Genomic DNA, 15811 nt, shown 5'->3' with positions numbered 1-15811 from the left:
AAACCGCACTCGCACCGCCCGCGCCAACAACAATCCACCCGACATCACAAACTCCCAGCTCACAGAGGGTGTTGCGACGACCGAGTGAATTCGCCTGGCTTTCGCGACACGTTGAGGCATACAGAAGACTGAACGCGGCCGACCACGGACTTTGTCGGCTACCGAAGGCCCGCCATGATGGCATCGATGATGCCCTGCTGGGTCACGGTCCAGGAGCTTCGGTTGAACAGTCCGAAGCCGTACCTGCCGTTCGCGCCGTTGTCCCAGTAGACGGTCGCTGCGCCGTACTTCTTGGAAGTGGACACGATGGCGCGCGCGAAGTCGGCGCGATACCTGCTGTTGGACGAATCGAACGACGACTTGTCGATCGAGCCGTATTCGCCGACGACTACCGGGTATCCCTTCGTGACGAACTTGTCGTACATCAGCTTCAGCTGGGAATCCAGGTAGTCCTCCTGCCCCCAGGTGGACTTCCTGGCCGGGTTGGTCGCCGCCCGCCCCCACTGCGTGATGGTGCTGTTCTCCTCCCCGGCGAAGTCCCAAGGGGAGTAGTAGTGAACGGAGATCATGATCCGCTGTTCGTTGCCGGGAATGGACGGGGACCGGTACTGATCGGTCGGGAGGACGAAGCCGTAGTTCCCCGCGGTGTAATCGATGTTCGTGTTCCAGCCGGGAACGAGCAGCCACCTCGAAGTGTTGTTCCCGCCCGCTTTGCGCACGGTGTCCACGAAGATCTGGTTATAGGCGTTGATGTTCGAGTAGCACGGTTGAGTCGGGCGGCCGAATTGACCGTCGAAATTCTCGTTCATGGACTCCAGGATCAGGCGCTGGTCGTAGGACTGGAACCTGGTCGCGACCTGCTGCCAGACCTTCTGATACTTGGCCTTGATGGTCGTCTGGGCGGACGAATCGCAGATCAGCCAGGATCCGTTGACGGTCTTGTAGCCGTCACCATGCATGTTGATCAGCACATGAAGACCGCGGTTGTAGGCGTAGTTAACGACCTCTTGGATCCGGTTCAGCCAGCCGGAGTTCACCGTGTAGTTCGGGCCTGGGCCGATGTTGTTCAAATACGAGACCGGGATGCGAATCGTTTTGAACCCGGCCGCCTTGACCTTGTCGATGAGAGCTTGCGTCACGGTCGGCTGACCCCATGCCGTTTCACTGGGATATCCGTTGGAGCTGGCTTCGAGCTGGTTGCCGAGGTTCCAGCCCGCGCCCATGTCGGCGACGATCTGCGAGGCATTCAGCTGTACCGCTGTCTCGGCCGACGCCTGATTCGCCAGGCCGGGCAGGGAACCGGCGGCCGCGAAGACCGCGGAAAGGACGATCACCCTGAGTTTCCGTGCTTTTGAACCCATAGGCCGTCTACTCACTTTCGGTGAGGGGTATGAGAGGTGTGGTCGCGCGATATCCGGCTTATCTCTCAATATTTCGGTGCAGGAGACCGAAGCGCATTCTGTGGGAGCGCGCGCGTATACCTTTTGTCCGAGCGCATAATGGAGTTCCTTCCGGGCGACTTTGCGCGGACGGGCTGCAGAGGTATATCGAAGCGCTTCGACAACTATGACATCGCGCACATCAGGGGTCAAGATTCTGTCCGCTCATGGAGCGCTGAGGCGCGAAGTGGAACCGGGCGTCGGTCCGTCTTACGTCTTTGCCGAGATGGTGCTCAGCACCTCGCGTCGCGTTCCGCGTCGGAGAGTCGTGCCTGCCGATCGGCGAGCGGGCCGCCCGGGCGAAGGAGGGATTCCAGGGTTTCGAGCGGTTCGGGGACGACGCGGTACCAGCTCCAGGTGCCGCGTCGTTCTCGTTCGAGGACGCCGGCGGAGACCAGCACTCGAAGGTGATGGCTGAGCGAGGGCTGGGGCATGTCGAATTCTTCGGCCAGGTCGCAGAAGCACGCCTCGCCGCCGGGGGAGTACCGCACGAGCGACACCAGACGGATCCGCACCGGATCCGAGAGCGCTTTGAACAGCTTCGCCGCCGCTTCGGCGTCGCCGGGATCGACGACGGCGGCGGGTTCGGCCATCAGGAGGGTCACCGCGGTGGGCTTCCGGGTGCGACTGTTCGCGCTCGCCATGGGCCCTCCTTCGCTCGTGGTGGACGCCGATCTCACCATACCCGCTGAATTGACAAAACTCGATCCAGTATCTTCAATTGCATCGGCATCCTTCGATTCAGCGGCACCAGGCCTTGGCCGCCGGCTCGTTTCGCCGTCAGTCGACCAAGGAGAACGGGTATGACCCGCACGCCTGAAGTGCTTTTCGTCTGCGTGCACAACGCGGGCCGTTCGCAGCTGGCGGCCGCGTTGCTGCGGCACTACTCGCTCGGCCGCATCGCCGTCCGGTCCGCCGGTTCGGAGCCCGCGGAGAAGGTGAACGCGGCCGCCGCGGCCGCGCTCGCGGAGTGGGGGCTGGACATCACCGACGAGGTGCCGACCAAGCTGGCCACCGAGGATGTCGAGGCCTCTGACGTGGTGATCACCATGGGTTGCGGTGACACCTGCCCGGTGTTCCCCGGTAAGCGGTACCTCGATTGGCCCCTTGAGGACCCGGCAGGCCAGGGCCTGGCGGCCGTGCGCCCGATCCGGGAAGAGATCGACCGGCGCGTCCGCGGCCTCGTCGCCGAAATCCTCGACGCCTGACCTTTCCCTCTTCCAGCCCCAGGAGACCAGCACTGTGACCCGAACCGCGGACCCGGCCGACGCCGACGTCCTGCACAAATTGTCCTTTCTGGACCGATTCCTCCCGGTCTGGATCGTCACCGCGATGGTGGCCGGTCTGCTGCTCGGCAGCGTCGTGCCCGGTCTGCGGGAGGTGCTGGACGCGGTGAAGATCGGGCAGGTGTCGCTGCCGATCGCGCTCGGGCTGTTGCTGATGATGTACCCGGTGCTGGCGAAGGTCCGCTACGACAGGCTCGGCACCGTGACCAAGGACAAGCGCACGATGGTGCTTTCCCTGGTGCTCAACTGGATACTGGGTCCGGCGCTGATGTTCGCCCTCGCCTGGCTGCTGTTGCCGGATCTGCCCGAGTACCGGACCGGGCTGATCATCGTGGGGCTCGCCCGCTGCATCGCGATGGTGATCATCTGGAACGACCTCGCGTGCGGTGATCGCGAGGCCGCGGCGGTACTGGTCGCGCTGAACTCGGTCTTCCAGGTGGTCATGTTCGGCGTCCTCGGCTGGTTCTACCTCGACCTGCTGCCCGGCTGGCTGGGCTTGGACACGACGGCAGTGGACTTCTCGCCGTGGGAGATCGCGCTGAGTGTGATCGTCTTCCTCGGCATCCCGCTCGCCGCCGGATATCTGTCCCGCCGCGTGGGGGAGCGGAGCAAGGGGCGTGACTGGTACGAGGGGAAGTTCTTGCCGAAGATCGGCCCGGTCGCGCTGTACGGACTGCTGTTCACCATCGTGATCCTGTTCGCGCTGCAGGGCGACAACATCACTTCCCGGCCACTCGACGTCGCCCGGATCGCGTTGCCGCTGCTGGTGTACTTCGCTGTCATGTGGACCGGCGGCTATTTGCTGGGCAAGGCTTCCGGGCTGTCGTACGAGCGCACCACGACGCTGGCGTTCACCGCCGCGGGCAACAACTTCGAACTCGCGATCGCCGTCGCGATCGGCGTCTTCGGGGTGACCTCCGGGCAGGCGCTCGCCGGGGTCGTCGGCCCGCTGATCGAGGTGCCGGTGCTGGTGGCGCTGGTCTACGTCAGCCTCTGGCTGCGGAAACGCTGGACCGCGAATTGACCGGATCGGTATCGGTGTCGGCATGACCGCCCGTGCCGCCGTCGCCGATATCGTGTCCTATTTGGACACCTGAGCGACCGGAGATCAGGCCCGGCTGGTGCCCATCCCTCGCCACAGCAGATCGAGAAGGTCCGCGACGTCGCGCTCCCAATCGCCGTTCGGATCGAGGTACAGCAGCCCGCCGAGGCCGCGAAGGACCGTCTCGGGTTTCAGGTCCGCGCGGACGGTGCCGGCGTCGACATTGGCCTTCAACAGCGTGGAAACCGCGCCGATCATGGCCTCGTAGGCGTTCGCGGGCAGTTCGCCTCGATAGGCCGTCGCGGTGCGCAACGCGTCGGCCAAGCCGCGCTTGGTCATCATGTAGTGCGCCAGATGGTCGATCGTCCACCTCCGGAAGGCCTGTTCCGGGGTGTGCTTCTCGAGCAGGCTCGGCACGATGTCGACGAGCTGACGGACCTCGCGGCGGTAGACGGCCAGGATGAGGGCTTCCGGAGTCGGGAAGTGCCGGTAAACGGTACCGACGCCGACCTCGGCCTGTTTCGCGATGGCGTTGAACGAGACCTCGCCCGTGTGGGCCAGTGATTTCGCCGCCGCGGTGAGGATGCGTTCGTGGTTGCGCCGGGTGTCCGCACGCCGCGGGCTGACCGAACCCGTCGTCATGACCCCTCCCGTCCGCCGATCCAGTTCCCCGTGAATGTAGCCGAGGAAGCGCTGGACCTGGAGCGACTCCAGGAAATACGGGCGTTGCGCAGGGGATTGTAATCCGCTAGCGTGAAAAACGAAGCGGATGAATATCCGGTTCACTCTGTGAACGGACTACCCACCACCACAACCTACGCCGTCAGGCCACTCGGCCGTGACGATCCGCGGAAGGGATTCAGTGGACATCTCACTCGAAGTCAACGGCCACACGGAACACCTGGATGTCGATCCGGGTGTGACGCTGCTGGACGCGCTGCGGGAGCGGCTCGCGGTCACCGGCCCGAAGAAGGGCTGCGACCGGGGGCAGTGCGGCGCTTGCACGGTGCACGTCGCCGGGCGGCCGGTGCTCTCCTGCCTCACTTTGGCCGCCACCGTGAAACAGCCGGTGACCACGGTCGAAGCACTGTCCACAGGGGACGAACTGCATCCGGTCCAGCAGGCGTTCGTCGATCAGGACGCCCTGCAGTGCGGGTTCTGCACCTCCGGGCAGATCATGTCGGCGGTCGCCGCCGTCGAACAGGACGTCCAGGACGTCCGGGAATTCATGTCCGGCAACCTCTGCCGATGCGCGGCCTATCCGAACATCGTCGCGGCGGTCGAACAGGCGAGGCGGGCCGATGCGTCCCTTTGAACTGACCGCACCCACGACCGTCGAAGCCGCGGTCACCTCGCCGGGCACCTTCCTGGCAGGCGGGACCACCCTCGTCGATCTGATGAAACTCAACGTCCTGGCACCGACTCAGGTCCTGGACATCAACGAGGTGCCGTTGCGCGGCATCGACACCACCGACGGGCTGCGGATCGGCGCGCTGGAGCGGATGAGCGACATCGCCGGACACCCCGGCGTGTACCCGGCGATCTCCCGGGCGCTGCTGCTCAGCGCCTCCCAGCAGATCCGGAACATGGCCAGTATCGGCGGGAACCTGATGCAGCGCACCCGCTGCTCGTACTTCCGTGACGTCGCCATGCCGTGCAACCGCCGGGAGCCCGGCAGCGGCTGCCCGGCGATCTCGGGCGCCAACCGGATGCACGCCGTACTGGGCACGAGTGATTCGTGCGTGGCGACCCATGCCAGCGACGTGGCCGTCGCGCTGGTCGCCCTCGACGCGGAGCTTCGGCTGGCCAGCACCACTGGCACGCGCACCGTCGAGCTGGGCTCGTTCTACCGCTTGCCAGGGGACACCCCCGAGGTGGAGAACGACCTGCGTCCCGGTGAACTGATCGCCGAAGTCGTGGTTCCCCCGCTGGAGTGGGCGTCGAACTCCACGTACGTCAAGGTGCGGGACAGGCAGTCCTACGAGTTCGCGCTGTGCTCCGCCGCGGTCGCGCTGGACGTGCGGGACTCGCGCATCATCGACGCGAGGGTCGCGGCCGGTGGCGTGGCGACCGTGCCGTGGCGGCTGCCCGAGGTCGAGGCGGCCTTGCGGGGCGCACCCGTGACGGTCGCCGCCTTCGAGGAGGCCGCGGCGCTGGCCGCCGAGGGCGCGCGTCCGTTGTCCGGGAACGGATTCAAGATGTCGTTGCTGCGAAGGACCATCGTCCGCGCACTGCTCGAGCTGACCGAGGGGAGCCACTGATGACCAGCAGGGTGGACGGGCCGCTGAAGGTCACCGGTCAGGCCAAGTACGGGGCGGACCACACCTTCCCGGGGCTGCTCCACGGATTCGTCGTGACCAGTTCGATCGCCCACGGCGAGATCGAGGCGATGGACGTCACGCAGGCGAAGGGCGCTCCGGGCGTGGTCGGCGTCTACACGCCTTTCGATCCGCTGGAGCTGCGCGTGCCGGTCACGCCGTTCTTCGGCGAGTCCTGGGTTCCGTTGCAGGACAAAGAAGTCGTCTACCGGGGCCAGCCGATCGGCTTCGTGGTGGCCGAGACCTACGAACAGGCTCGCGACGCTGCGATGCTCGTCGAGGTCTCCTACCGGCCGCTACCCGCGCTGACGTCGTTTCAGGACGGACTGGCCTCGGCCGAAGACGCCCCTGCCGCACGGAACGGCGAGCCACCGACCCTCGAAATCCTCGCTCCCGGTGTGGAGTCCATCGAGGACGCGCTGGCCGCGAGCCCGGTGGTCGTGGAAGCCACCTACTCCACCGCGACCCAGCATCACGCCGCGATGGAACCGCATTCCGCGGTCGCGGTCTGGGGTCCCGACGGCTTGACGGTCTACAGCGGCAACCAGGGATCCGACCTCCAGGCGGCGGAACTGGCGGGCGCGCTGGGCACCGAGCCGTCCGAGGTGCACGCGGTCAATCCGTACGTGGGCGGCGCGTTCGGGGGCAAGGCCCGCACCTCCACGCCGGCGTTCCTGGCCGCGGCGGCGGCCAGGGTCCTCGACAGGCCGGTCAAGGCCGTGCTCAGCCGGGAACAGGTCTTCACCGCGACGGCGGGCCGGGCCGCGACCGTGCAGAAGATCGCCCTCGGCGCGGAGCACGACGGCACGCTCAACGCGCTGCGCCACGACTCGTGGTCCAGCACCGCGATGGACCGGTCGTTCGTCGAGCCGACGTCACACGGCACCTCGCGGGAGTGGTACTCGACCCGGAACCTGGCCATCAGCCAGAAGATGGTGCCGCTGAACATCCCGCCGACCACCTTCATGCGGGCGCCGGGCGAGGCACCTGGATCGTTCGCGTTGGAGAGCGCGATCGACGAGCTCGCGATCGCGCTGGGCATGGACCCGATCGAGCTGCGCCGGCGGAACAACTCGACCGCACCACCCGGCAACGATCTGCAATGGTCGAGCAAACACCTCGACGAATGCTTCCGCGTCGGCGCGGCCCGGTTCGGCTGGTCGGATCGCGCTCCGCAGGGGCGGGTCGACGGCGACTGGCTGGTGGGCCTCGGCACGGCCACCGCCATGTTCCCCGCCCTGCGGTTCCCGGCCACGATCGAGATCACCCTGCGGCCCGACGACACAGCCGTCGTCGCGACCAGCGGTGCGGATCCGGGTACCGGCCTGCTGACCGTGCTTTCCTTGGTGGGCGCGGAATCTCTGGACATCTCCCCGGACCGGATCGTGCCGAAGCTCGGCGATTCGACGCTGCCGCCCGGCGGCCTGTCCGGGGGTTCGACCGCCACCGCGAGCGCGGGATCGGCCATCATGATCGCCGCCGCCAAGGCGATCGACGATCTGGTGGCACTGGCGTCGGCCCCGGGTGCGCCCTTCGACGGCATGGACGTGTCCTATGCGGACGGTCGGGTGCTGGCCGGAGACCGGACGATGACCTTCGGCGAGCTGTTGCGGGCGACGAACCGCTCGTCGATCTCCGTGACCGGCTCGTCGGCTCCCGGTGAAGAGCTGACGAAGCATTCGTTCAGCTCCTTCGGCGCCCAGTTCTGCGAAGTCCGCGTGCACAAGTGGACACGCGAGATCCGGGTGTCCCGCATGCTCGGCGTATTCGACGCCGGCCGGATCATCAACCCGACGGCGGCCCGCAGCCAGATCATCGGAGGCATGATCTGGGGTGTGTCGGCGGCTCTGCACGAGGGACTGGAGATCGAGGCCGACGGGCGCTTCGCCAACGGCGATCTCGCGAGCTACCTGATCCCGGTGAACGCGGACATCCCCGAGGTCGACGTCCACTTCGTCGAGTACCCGGACACCCTGCACAACCCGGTCGGCGCGAAAGGACTCGGCGAGATCGGCATCGTCGGGATGGCGGCGGCGATCGCCAACGCCGTCCACAACGCCACGGGCATCCGGGTCCGGCACATCCCCATCCAGATCGAGGACCTCCTCGACCAGCCGTAGGACGGGCCGGGACCTCACGCGGCGTCGATACCCATGGACCTCACTATCGTGACGTCCATGGGTATCGACGCTCTGGTGTTCGACGTGCTCGGCACGCTCGTGGACGAACCGGCGGGGATCCGCGCCGCCATCGGGGAAGTGGCCCCGCGGGCCGACCTGGATGAGCTGGTCGCGCTGTGGCAAGGCCATATCGAAACCGAACAGCGGCGCATCGTCGGCGGCGACCGGCCCTACGCCGCCGGCGACGTCCTCGACCGCGAAGCGGCCCGGCTGGTCGCCGAAGCATGCCGAAGTGACATGTCTAAAGAGGACACAGAAGCGCTCGCGACGGCGGGACAACGGCTGCCGTCTTGGCCGGACACCGTGGAAGGGCTGGCCCGGATCGCTGAACACCACCCCGTGATCGGCCTGTCCAATGCCTGCCGGTCCACGCTGCTCCGGATCAACGCCAACGCGGGTCTTCGCTGGCATCAGGCGCTCTCCGCCGAAGAGACACGGACCTACAAGCCGGATCCGGCCGTCTACGAACTGGCCGTCAAGGTGTCCGGTGCCCCGCCGGAGCGACTGCTGATGGTCGCCGCCCACGCGTGGGACCTGCGGGGAGCCCAGCGCGTCGGGCTGCGCACCGCTTACGTCGCCAGGCCTGCCGGGGACCCTCCCTCGCCCGCCGATCACTTCGACTTCCACGCCGAGAACCTTCTCGGTCTGGCCGCTCAGCTCGGCGAACGCGGAATTTGATCAGAGCAGGGTCGTACCGCAGGAGTCGCGGACGATCAGGTGGGTGGGCAGCAACACCGGCTCCGGCGCCGCCGCGTTCTCGATCATGCCGAGTAACGCGCCGGCCGCCGCGGTGCCGAACTCCGCCTTGTCCTGGGCGACCGTGGTGAGCGCGGGGTCGACCAGTGCCGCGACCTCGATGTCGTCGAAGCCGACGATGGCCAGGTCGGCAGGCACCCGCAGGCCGGCCGCGCGGGCGGCGAGCAGGGCGCCGATCGCCATTTCGTCACTGGCGGCGAACACCGCCGTCGGCGGGTCGTCGCGGGTGAGCAGCCGCCGCATCCCGACGAAGCCGCTTTCGCGGTAGAAATCCCCGGTGACCACGTGGTCGTCGCGTACCGGCAGTCCCACCTCGGCCAGCCCGCGCAGGTAGCCCTCGGTGCGGGCGGTTGCGGGCGCGTTGCCGCGCGGGCCGGTGAGCGTGGCGATCCGCTCGTGCCCGAGCGCGGCGAGGTGCCGGACGGCTTCGCTCGCACCCGCGGCGTTGTCCGAAGTCACGTACGTGGCCTTCGGCCCCGAAACGGCTACGTCGAGCGCGACGCACGGCAGCCCGGACTGGGCGAACGCGCTGAACGCCTCGGCATCCGAGCCGCTGTCGATCAGCACCAGCCCCGCCAGATGGTGGCGGCGCGTCATACCGACGTAAGCGACCGGGTCGGCGAGGGAGACGCCGGCGGTGCGGTTGCGGGCGTCGTCGCTCGTGGCGAGCAGCAGCAGGTGGTAGCCGTGCGAGCTCAACGCGGATTTGAGGCCCAGCAACAGATCCTGCAGGAACGGATGCCGCCAGCCGGGGCGGCGGTGGTCGGTGTCCCAGACCAGCCCGATCATCGCGGACCGCTGCCGCGACAGCGCCCGCGCCGATTCGTTCGGCGAGAAATCGAGCTCACGGGCGACGCGTTCGACGCGTTCACGGGTCGGTGCGCTCACCGTGGCGGGGCGGTTGAACACCCGCGAAACAGTGGCGACAGAGACCCCGCAGAGCTGGGCGACCTCGCGGGCGGTGACCATGCTGACCTCCTGGTTTGTAACCGGTTACATCTCTAGCACATGATCTCTTACTGCGGAAACTCTCAGCTGCGTTATAAGTTCGTTACTTGACTGATCAGCATCGGGAGCGCTCTCATGGGTGCCACGTTTCCCGCCCCGGCCGGTCCCCGGCCGCGGTGTCCCCGTGCGCCCCGCAGAACAACGGAGATCTCATGCGCCCGAAAACGAGGAACCGCCGTACCCGCCTGCTCGCCGGGGTGTGCGTCACCCTGGCCGCGGTCACCGCGCTGAGCGCCTGCGGTGACGGCGGCGCCGGCGGCGGCAAGATCAAGCTCAGCCTCGGCCTGTTCGGCAACTTCGGCTACAGCGACCTGATCAAGGAGTACCAGGCGGCGCATCCCGATATCGAGATCACCGAGCGGACCGCGGCCTATTCCGACCACCACAAGAACATCGCCGCGCATCTGGCCACCGGCGGCGGAGCCGCGGACATCGAGGCGGTCGACACCGGGTACGTCGCGCAGTTCAAGGCCACGCCGGAGAAGTTCGTCGACCTCAACACCGTCGGCGGCGACAAGCTCAAGGACCGCTGGCTGGACTGGAAATGGTCGGCGTCGCTGGCCAAGGGCGGACAGCAGATCGGCTACGGCACCGACGTCGGCGGCCTGGCCATCTGTTACCGCCGTGACCTGCTCCAGAACGCCGGGCTGCCCGCCGACCGTGAGGCCGTCTCCGCGCTCTGGCCGACCTGGCAGGCGTTCTTCGACGCCGGGAAGCGGTTCCAGGCCAAGGCGCCGGACGGGGTCAAGTGGATGGACGGCGGCCCGACCGTGCTGAACGCGATCGTCGGCCAGGCGCCGGTCGGGTACTACGACCAGAGCGACAAGATCGTCTTGGAGGGCAACCAGGCGCTGCGGCAGGGCTGGGACCTCGTCGTCGACGCCGTCAAGGCGAACCTGAGCGCCGGACTGCTCTACAGCACGCCGACCTGGAACACCGGCTTCACCCAGGGCCAGTTCGCCACCGTCACCTGCCCCGCCTGGATGATGACCAAGATCAAGGACCAGGCGCCGGACACGGCGGGCAAGTGGGACGTCGCGACCGTGCCCGGCGGGGGCGGCAACTGGGGCGGCTCGTACCTGACGGTCCCCAAGCAGGGCAAGCACACCGAGGAGGCCGCCGAGCTCGCCGCGTGGCTGACCGCGCCCGAACAGCAGGCGAAGGTCTTCACCAGCCAGGGCCTGCTGCCCTCGACGCCGTCGCTCTACGACGACCCGAAGATCACCGGCTACACGAACCCGTTCTTCTCGGACGCGCCGGTCGGCAAGCTCTTCACCGACGCGGCGAAGAAGCTGAAGCCGCAGTACCAGGGCCCGAAGGCCGGTGACGTGCAGACGGAGTTCGGCAGCGCGATGCAGCGCGTCGAGCAGGGCAAGCAGGACGGCGCGGCGGCGTGGCAGCAGCTGGTCGGTGACGTCGCGAAGATCAAGTGATGGCGGAAAAGACGCTGAGCTTCGCCGACCGGCGGCACCACTGGGACGTCAAGCTCTCACCGTTCGGTTTCATCAGCCCGTACTTCCTGATCTTCGGTGTCTTCGGGTTGTTCCCGCTGCTCTACACGGCGTTCGTGTCGCTGCAGCAGCGCAACCTGCTCGACGCCGAGGGCGCCACGTTCATCGGTTTCGGGAACTACGAACAGTTGCTGTTCCACGACCCGTACTTCTGGAACGCGATGGGGAACACGGTCAGCCTGTGGCTGCTGACCACGATCCCGCAGATCCTGTTCGCGCTCGGCATCGCGCACCTGCTCAACCGCAGGCTGCGCGGGCGGACGCTGTTCCGGATGGGGATGATCCTGCCGAACATCACCTCGGTGGCGGCGGTGACGATCATCTTCGCGCAGCTGTTCGGCCGGGACTTCGGCCTCGTCAACTGGGTGCTGAGCTGGTTCGGCGCCGGCCAGATCGACTGGCAGGCGGGCACCGCCAGCTCGCACACCGCCATCGCGGCGATGGTGGTGTGGCGCTGGACCGGCTACCACGCGCTGATCTTCCTCGCGTCGATGCAGGCGATCCCGTCGGCCATGTACGAGGCCGCCACCCTCGACGGCGCCCGCGGGTGGCAGCAGTTCTGGCGGATCACCGTGCCGTTGCTGCGGCCGCAGATCATCTTCTCGACGGTGATCGCGACGACCGGGAACATGCGGCTGCTCGCCGAGCCGCTGCTGTTCAACCCCGGCACCGCCGCCGCGACCGGTGGCTCCGACCGGCAGTTCCAGACCGCCGCGCTCTACCTCTACGAGCAGGGTTTCACCAAGTACGACTTCGGCTACAGCTCGGCGATCGCACTGGTGCTGGCGGTCGCGACGATGCTCGTCGCGGGCGTGTCATACCTGGTGACCCGGCGCATCCAAACGGACTGAGCTTGTCGGCGGAGCTGAAGATGTGCCTCAAAAGTGACCAAACGCGTGAACCCGCCCTGGCCGTAGGCCCCGCTATCGCGGTGGCAGGGCGCCCTCTTTGCCCACCGCGACGTGTTCTGCCAGGCAGCGCCCTGCCGACGTCGATCGCGGACGCGGGTTCACCAAAAGACTCTGAGGAGCGATATGACCTCCGTGCTGACTCCCGCCGCGCCCGCGCCGCCGGTCTCGCCCGGGCGGGCCCGGCGGCTCGTGCGGCGGGTCGCGAGCCCGTGGACCTACGCCGCGCTGATCGCGATCCTGGCCGGTTCCGCCTTCCCGGTGTACTGGTCGCTCGTCGTCTCGTCGCAGACCCCGGAGGCCGTCGGCAGCGTGCCGCCGGTTCTGGTACCCGGCGGGCACCTGTTCGAGAACATCGCCCGCGTCTTCGACGAGACGGATTTCGCACTGGCACTGGGGAATTCGCTCATCGTGGCGGGCACCATCACCGTTTCGGTGGTGCTGTTCTCGACGCTCGCCGGGTTCGCCTTCGCCAAGATGCGCTTCCGGGGGCGGACCGCGCTGCTGCTCCTCGTGGTCGCCACCCAGGCGATCCCGACCGAACTGGGCGTCGTCCCGCTCTACATGATGATGGCCGATTTCGGCTGGGCCGGGCGGCTGGAAGCGGTGATCGTGCCCGGCCTGGTCACCGCGTTCGGCGTGTTCTTCATGCGCCAGTACTTCGAGCGGGCGCTGCCGCTGGAGCTGCTGGAGGCCGGGCGGATGGACGGCTGCGGGTCGTTGCGGCTGTTCTGGCACGTGGCCTTGCCCACCGCCCGCCCGGCGGCGGCGGTACTCGGCCTGTTCACCTTCATGCAGGCGTGGAACGACTTCTTCTGGCCACTGGTGGTGCTGGTGCCGGAGAACCCGACCGTCCAAACCGCACTGTCCACCCTGGCCAGCGGCTACACCACCGACTACACCCTCGTGCTCACCGCCGCGACCATCGGCACCATCCCCGTCCTCGTCGTGTTCCTGCTGTTCGGCCGCCAGATCGTCGGCGGCATCATGCAGGGCGCGCTCAAGGGCTGACCCTCCCGGAGTTGACCGTGACATCCACCTTCCCGCCCGGCTTCCGCTGGGGCGTCGCCACCTCGGCGTTCCAGATCGAGGGCGCCACCCGATCCGACGGACGCGGACCGTCCATTTGGGACACTTTCGCCACCGTGCCCGGCGCGGTGGCGGGCGGTGACACCGGCGAACCGGCGGCGGACCACTACCACCTCTGGCCGCGCGATCTCGACCTGCTCACCGGCCTCGGCGTCGACTCCTACCGGTTTTCGGTGTCCTGGCCCCGGATCCAGCCGTCCGGGCGCGGCCGTGTCGAACAGCGGGGGATCGACTTCTACCGGCGCGTCGTGGAAGCGTTGCGGGCGCGGGGAATCGAGCCGTTCCTGACGCTGTACCACTGGGACCTGCCACAGGCTTTGGAGGACGAAGGCGGCTGGCGTGCGCGCGACACCGCCGAGCGGTTCGCGGAGTACGCGGCGCTGGTGCACGACGAACTCGGCGATGTCGTCGACCAGTGGACGACGCTGAACGAGCCGTACCCGTGCGCGATCGCGGGCTATGGCGAAGGACGGCACGCGCCGGGCGCGCGGGAGGGGCACGGCGCCCTCGCCGCCGCCCACCACCTGCTGCTCGGCCACGGCCTGGCGATCCGGGTGATGCGGGCGCAGGCGATGCCCGGGCACCGGTTCGGGGTCGTGCTGAACCAATCGCCCGCGGTTCCGGTGTCCCCGTCGGCCGCGGACATCGCCGCGGCCGCCCGGCAGGACACACTGCTGCGCCGCCAGTTCACGGACCCGCTGTTCGGTGGCCGGTACGCGACCGGGCTCACCGCGATGTTCGACGGCGTCTCGGACTTCTCCTTCCGCCGCGACGGAGACCTGGAGACGATCGGCCAGCCGCTCGACTACTTGGGTGTCAACTACTACTACCGGCTCCACGTCGCCGACGCGCCGCACCGCGAGCCGGACCCGGCGCGGCGCACGGCGGCCGACATCGGGGTGGACACGACCCGCCTGCCGGATGTGCCGCGGACGGGTATGGGCTGGCCTGTCGAGCCCGACGGCCTGACCGAGGCCCTGGTCGGTCTGCGCGACGAGTATCCCGGGTTGCCGCCGATGTACGTCACCGAGAACGGCTGTGTGTACCCGGACCTCGTCGACGAGCGGGGCATGGCGGCCGACGACCAGCGCATCGCCTTCCTGCGGGAGCATGTCGAAGCGGCCCGTGCGGCCGTGGCGGCGGGGGTCGACCTGCGCGGGTACTTCTGCTGGTCCCTGCTGGACAACTTCGAGTGGGCGCACGGGTACAAACACCGGTTCGGGCTGGTGCACGTCGACTACCCGACCCAGCGGCGCACCCCGCGGGCCAGCTACCACTGGTACCGCGACCACATCGCGGCGCACCGGACCCCGTGAGCCGGTGGTGTGAGGGGTAGGGCAACGTGGCGTAACTCTGCCTGTCCCGTGAAGGTCTCCTTCCCTGCCTTCAGGGTCAGGGTCGCGGCAAAGTCGAGATCTTGCGGGTCGGTCGACTATTTCTGCACTGTCGTGGGGCCGCACGCATCGGGTGGTGGAGGTTGAGTTAGGGCAGGCCTGATTCTGGACGCCGGAGAGGTTTCACTGTCCACAAAGGACACTACCGGGCGATTAGATGTCCGATTGGTGTCGCTATGTACGTTTCTGTGCGGGGTCGTGAGTGATAATGAGGGTTAGAACGACCCAAATCACTCACGACCCCCTCTCGAAACCGTGCAAGTCTCCCAAATCGGGCACATTTGCCCGGAAAGTGTCCCTTATAGACGGTCAAGAGCCGGGTGAGGCCCTTTGCGTGAGCCCGCTCCCGCCGGGGCCACCACGACACGTTCGCCCTGTCCCGCTCTAGCGGCGGAGCCGACCAGCAGTTATGCGACTTTGCCGAGACCCTGCCTTCAGGGTCAGGGTCGTGGCGAAGTCGGGAGTGCTGGTTCGGGGTGCGGTGTGCCGGTGACCGGGGTCCCGGCGGACAGTGTCCCCTCACTGTGTGGATTTTTGCGCGTTAGATGACCCGAAATCCACACACCCCCTCACCCCACGACACGTTTACCCCATCCCGCTTGAGGATCCTGATTCCTTCATCGCCGATCTTCGGCAGCCTGGACGTCCGCTCAGGGTCTGCCGAAGGTCATGGCCGACCGGACGTTGATCAACGGAGGATCGGGGCCACTCGACGTCCCCAATCCTCCGTCATCGATCCCAACATCCGCTGAACCGTCACCCTCGCGCAGGACATGCACAGGGAGCCCTACCCCGACTTTGCCGCGACCTGACCCTGAGCGTAGGGAAGGAGGCCTTCACGGACACGCCCCCTTTGGGCAACCTGCTCAGTAGCCGTCAT

At 67.5% G+C, this 15811-nt stretch carries 14 protein-coding genes; 10 read left to right on the top strand and 4 right to left on the bottom strand.

Features of this window, described 5'->3' with window-relative positions; translation table 11 throughout:
- Positions 1–158: 158 nt before the first annotated feature.
- Positions 159–1334, bottom strand: coding sequence for a glycoside hydrolase family 5 protein (locus ACZ7KI_RS06405; protein WP_470272165.1), 1176 nt, complete (start codon positions 1332–1334; stop codon positions 159–161).
- Positions 1335–1672: 338 nt separating this feature from the next.
- A complete protein-coding gene (locus ACZ7KI_RS06400) occupies positions 1673–2083 on the bottom strand; it encodes an ArsR/SmtB family transcription factor (protein ID WP_470272164.1) in 411 nt (136 codons plus the stop codon).
- A gap of 159 nt (positions 2084–2242) precedes the next feature.
- On the opposite strand from ACZ7KI_RS06400, the gene ACZ7KI_RS06395 reads away from it, so the two are divergent.
- Positions 2243–2647, top strand: coding sequence for an arsenate reductase ArsC (locus tag ACZ7KI_RS06395; RefSeq protein WP_470272163.1), 405 nt, complete (start codon positions 2243–2245; stop codon positions 2645–2647).
- 34 nt (positions 2648–2681) lie between these two features.
- Positions 2682–3749 carry an ACR3 family arsenite efflux transporter gene (gene arsB, locus ACZ7KI_RS06390; RefSeq protein WP_470272162.1) on the top strand — a complete coding sequence of 356 codons (1068 nt, stop codon included), beginning with the start codon at positions 2682–2684 and terminating at the stop codon, positions 3747–3749.
- Between the two features lie 84 nt (positions 3750–3833).
- Here the strand turns inward: arsB and ACZ7KI_RS06385 are convergent, their stop codons facing one another.
- On the bottom strand, positions 3834–4409 hold the full coding sequence (locus tag ACZ7KI_RS06385) for a TetR/AcrR family transcriptional regulator (protein WP_470272161.1): 576 nt from the start codon (positions 4407–4409) through the stop codon (positions 3834–3836).
- Between the two features lie 220 nt (positions 4410–4629).
- On the opposite strand from ACZ7KI_RS06385, the gene ACZ7KI_RS06380 reads away from it, so the two are divergent.
- From ACZ7KI_RS06380 to ACZ7KI_RS06365, 4 genes are read left to right on the top strand one after another with little or no spacing between them, the layout of a single operon-like run.
- On the top strand, positions 4630–5082 hold the full coding sequence (locus ACZ7KI_RS06380) for a (2Fe-2S)-binding protein (RefSeq protein WP_470272160.1): 453 nt from the start codon (positions 4630–4632) through the stop codon (positions 5080–5082).
- Positions 5069–6028 carry an FAD binding domain-containing protein gene (locus ACZ7KI_RS06375; RefSeq protein WP_470272159.1) on the top strand — a complete coding sequence of 320 codons (960 nt, stop codon included), beginning with the start codon at positions 5069–5071 and terminating at the stop codon, positions 6026–6028. Before ACZ7KI_RS06380 ends, ACZ7KI_RS06375 begins: the two co-directional genes overlap by 14 nt.
- Entirely contained in the window at positions 6028–8205 is a 2178-nt protein-coding gene (locus ACZ7KI_RS06370; protein WP_470272158.1) for a xanthine dehydrogenase family protein molybdopterin-binding subunit, read from the top strand. Before ACZ7KI_RS06375 ends, ACZ7KI_RS06370 begins: the two co-directional genes overlap by 1 nt.
- 57 nt (positions 8206–8262) lie before the next feature.
- On the top strand, positions 8263–8943 hold the full coding sequence (locus ACZ7KI_RS06365; protein WP_470272157.1) for a haloacid dehalogenase type II: 681 nt from the start codon (positions 8263–8265) through the stop codon (positions 8941–8943).
- Here the strand turns inward: ACZ7KI_RS06365 and ACZ7KI_RS06360 are convergent, their stop codons facing one another.
- Positions 8944–9990: a LacI family DNA-binding transcriptional regulator gene (locus tag ACZ7KI_RS06360; protein ID WP_470272156.1), complete on the bottom strand. Its 1047-nt coding sequence runs from the start codon at positions 9988–9990 to the stop codon at positions 8944–8946. It abuts the gene before it with no gap.
- Between the two features lie 191 nt (positions 9991–10181).
- On the opposite strand from ACZ7KI_RS06360, the gene ACZ7KI_RS06355 reads away from it, so the two are divergent.
- From ACZ7KI_RS06355 to ACZ7KI_RS06340, 4 genes are all read left to right on the top strand, one after another.
- Positions 10182–11462 (top strand): ABC transporter substrate-binding protein, encoded by a 1281-nt coding sequence (locus ACZ7KI_RS06355; RefSeq protein ID WP_470272155.1) that lies wholly within the window; start codon positions 10182–10184, stop codon positions 11460–11462.
- Entirely contained in the window at positions 11462–12391 is a 930-nt protein-coding gene (locus tag ACZ7KI_RS06350) for a carbohydrate ABC transporter permease (protein ID WP_470272154.1), read from the top strand. Before ACZ7KI_RS06355 ends, ACZ7KI_RS06350 begins: the two co-directional genes overlap by 1 nt.
- A 183-nt stretch (positions 12392–12574) precedes the next feature.
- Positions 12575–13459 carry an ABC transporter permease subunit gene (locus ACZ7KI_RS06345; RefSeq protein ID WP_044852981.1) on the top strand — a complete coding sequence of 295 codons (885 nt, stop codon included), beginning with the start codon at positions 12575–12577 and terminating at the stop codon, positions 13457–13459.
- 17 nt (positions 13460–13476) lie between these two features.
- Complete coding sequence (locus ACZ7KI_RS06340) at positions 13477–14853, top strand: GH1 family beta-glucosidase (RefSeq protein WP_470272153.1); 1377 nt, start codon at positions 13477–13479, stop codon at positions 14851–14853.
- Positions 14854–15811: the final 958 nt, after the last annotated feature.

It is taken from the genome of Amycolatopsis sp. NPDC039088, assembly GCF_055598845.1.
Note: the sequence above shows the minus strand (reverse complement) of the source record. Positions and strands in the feature narration are given on the sequence as shown.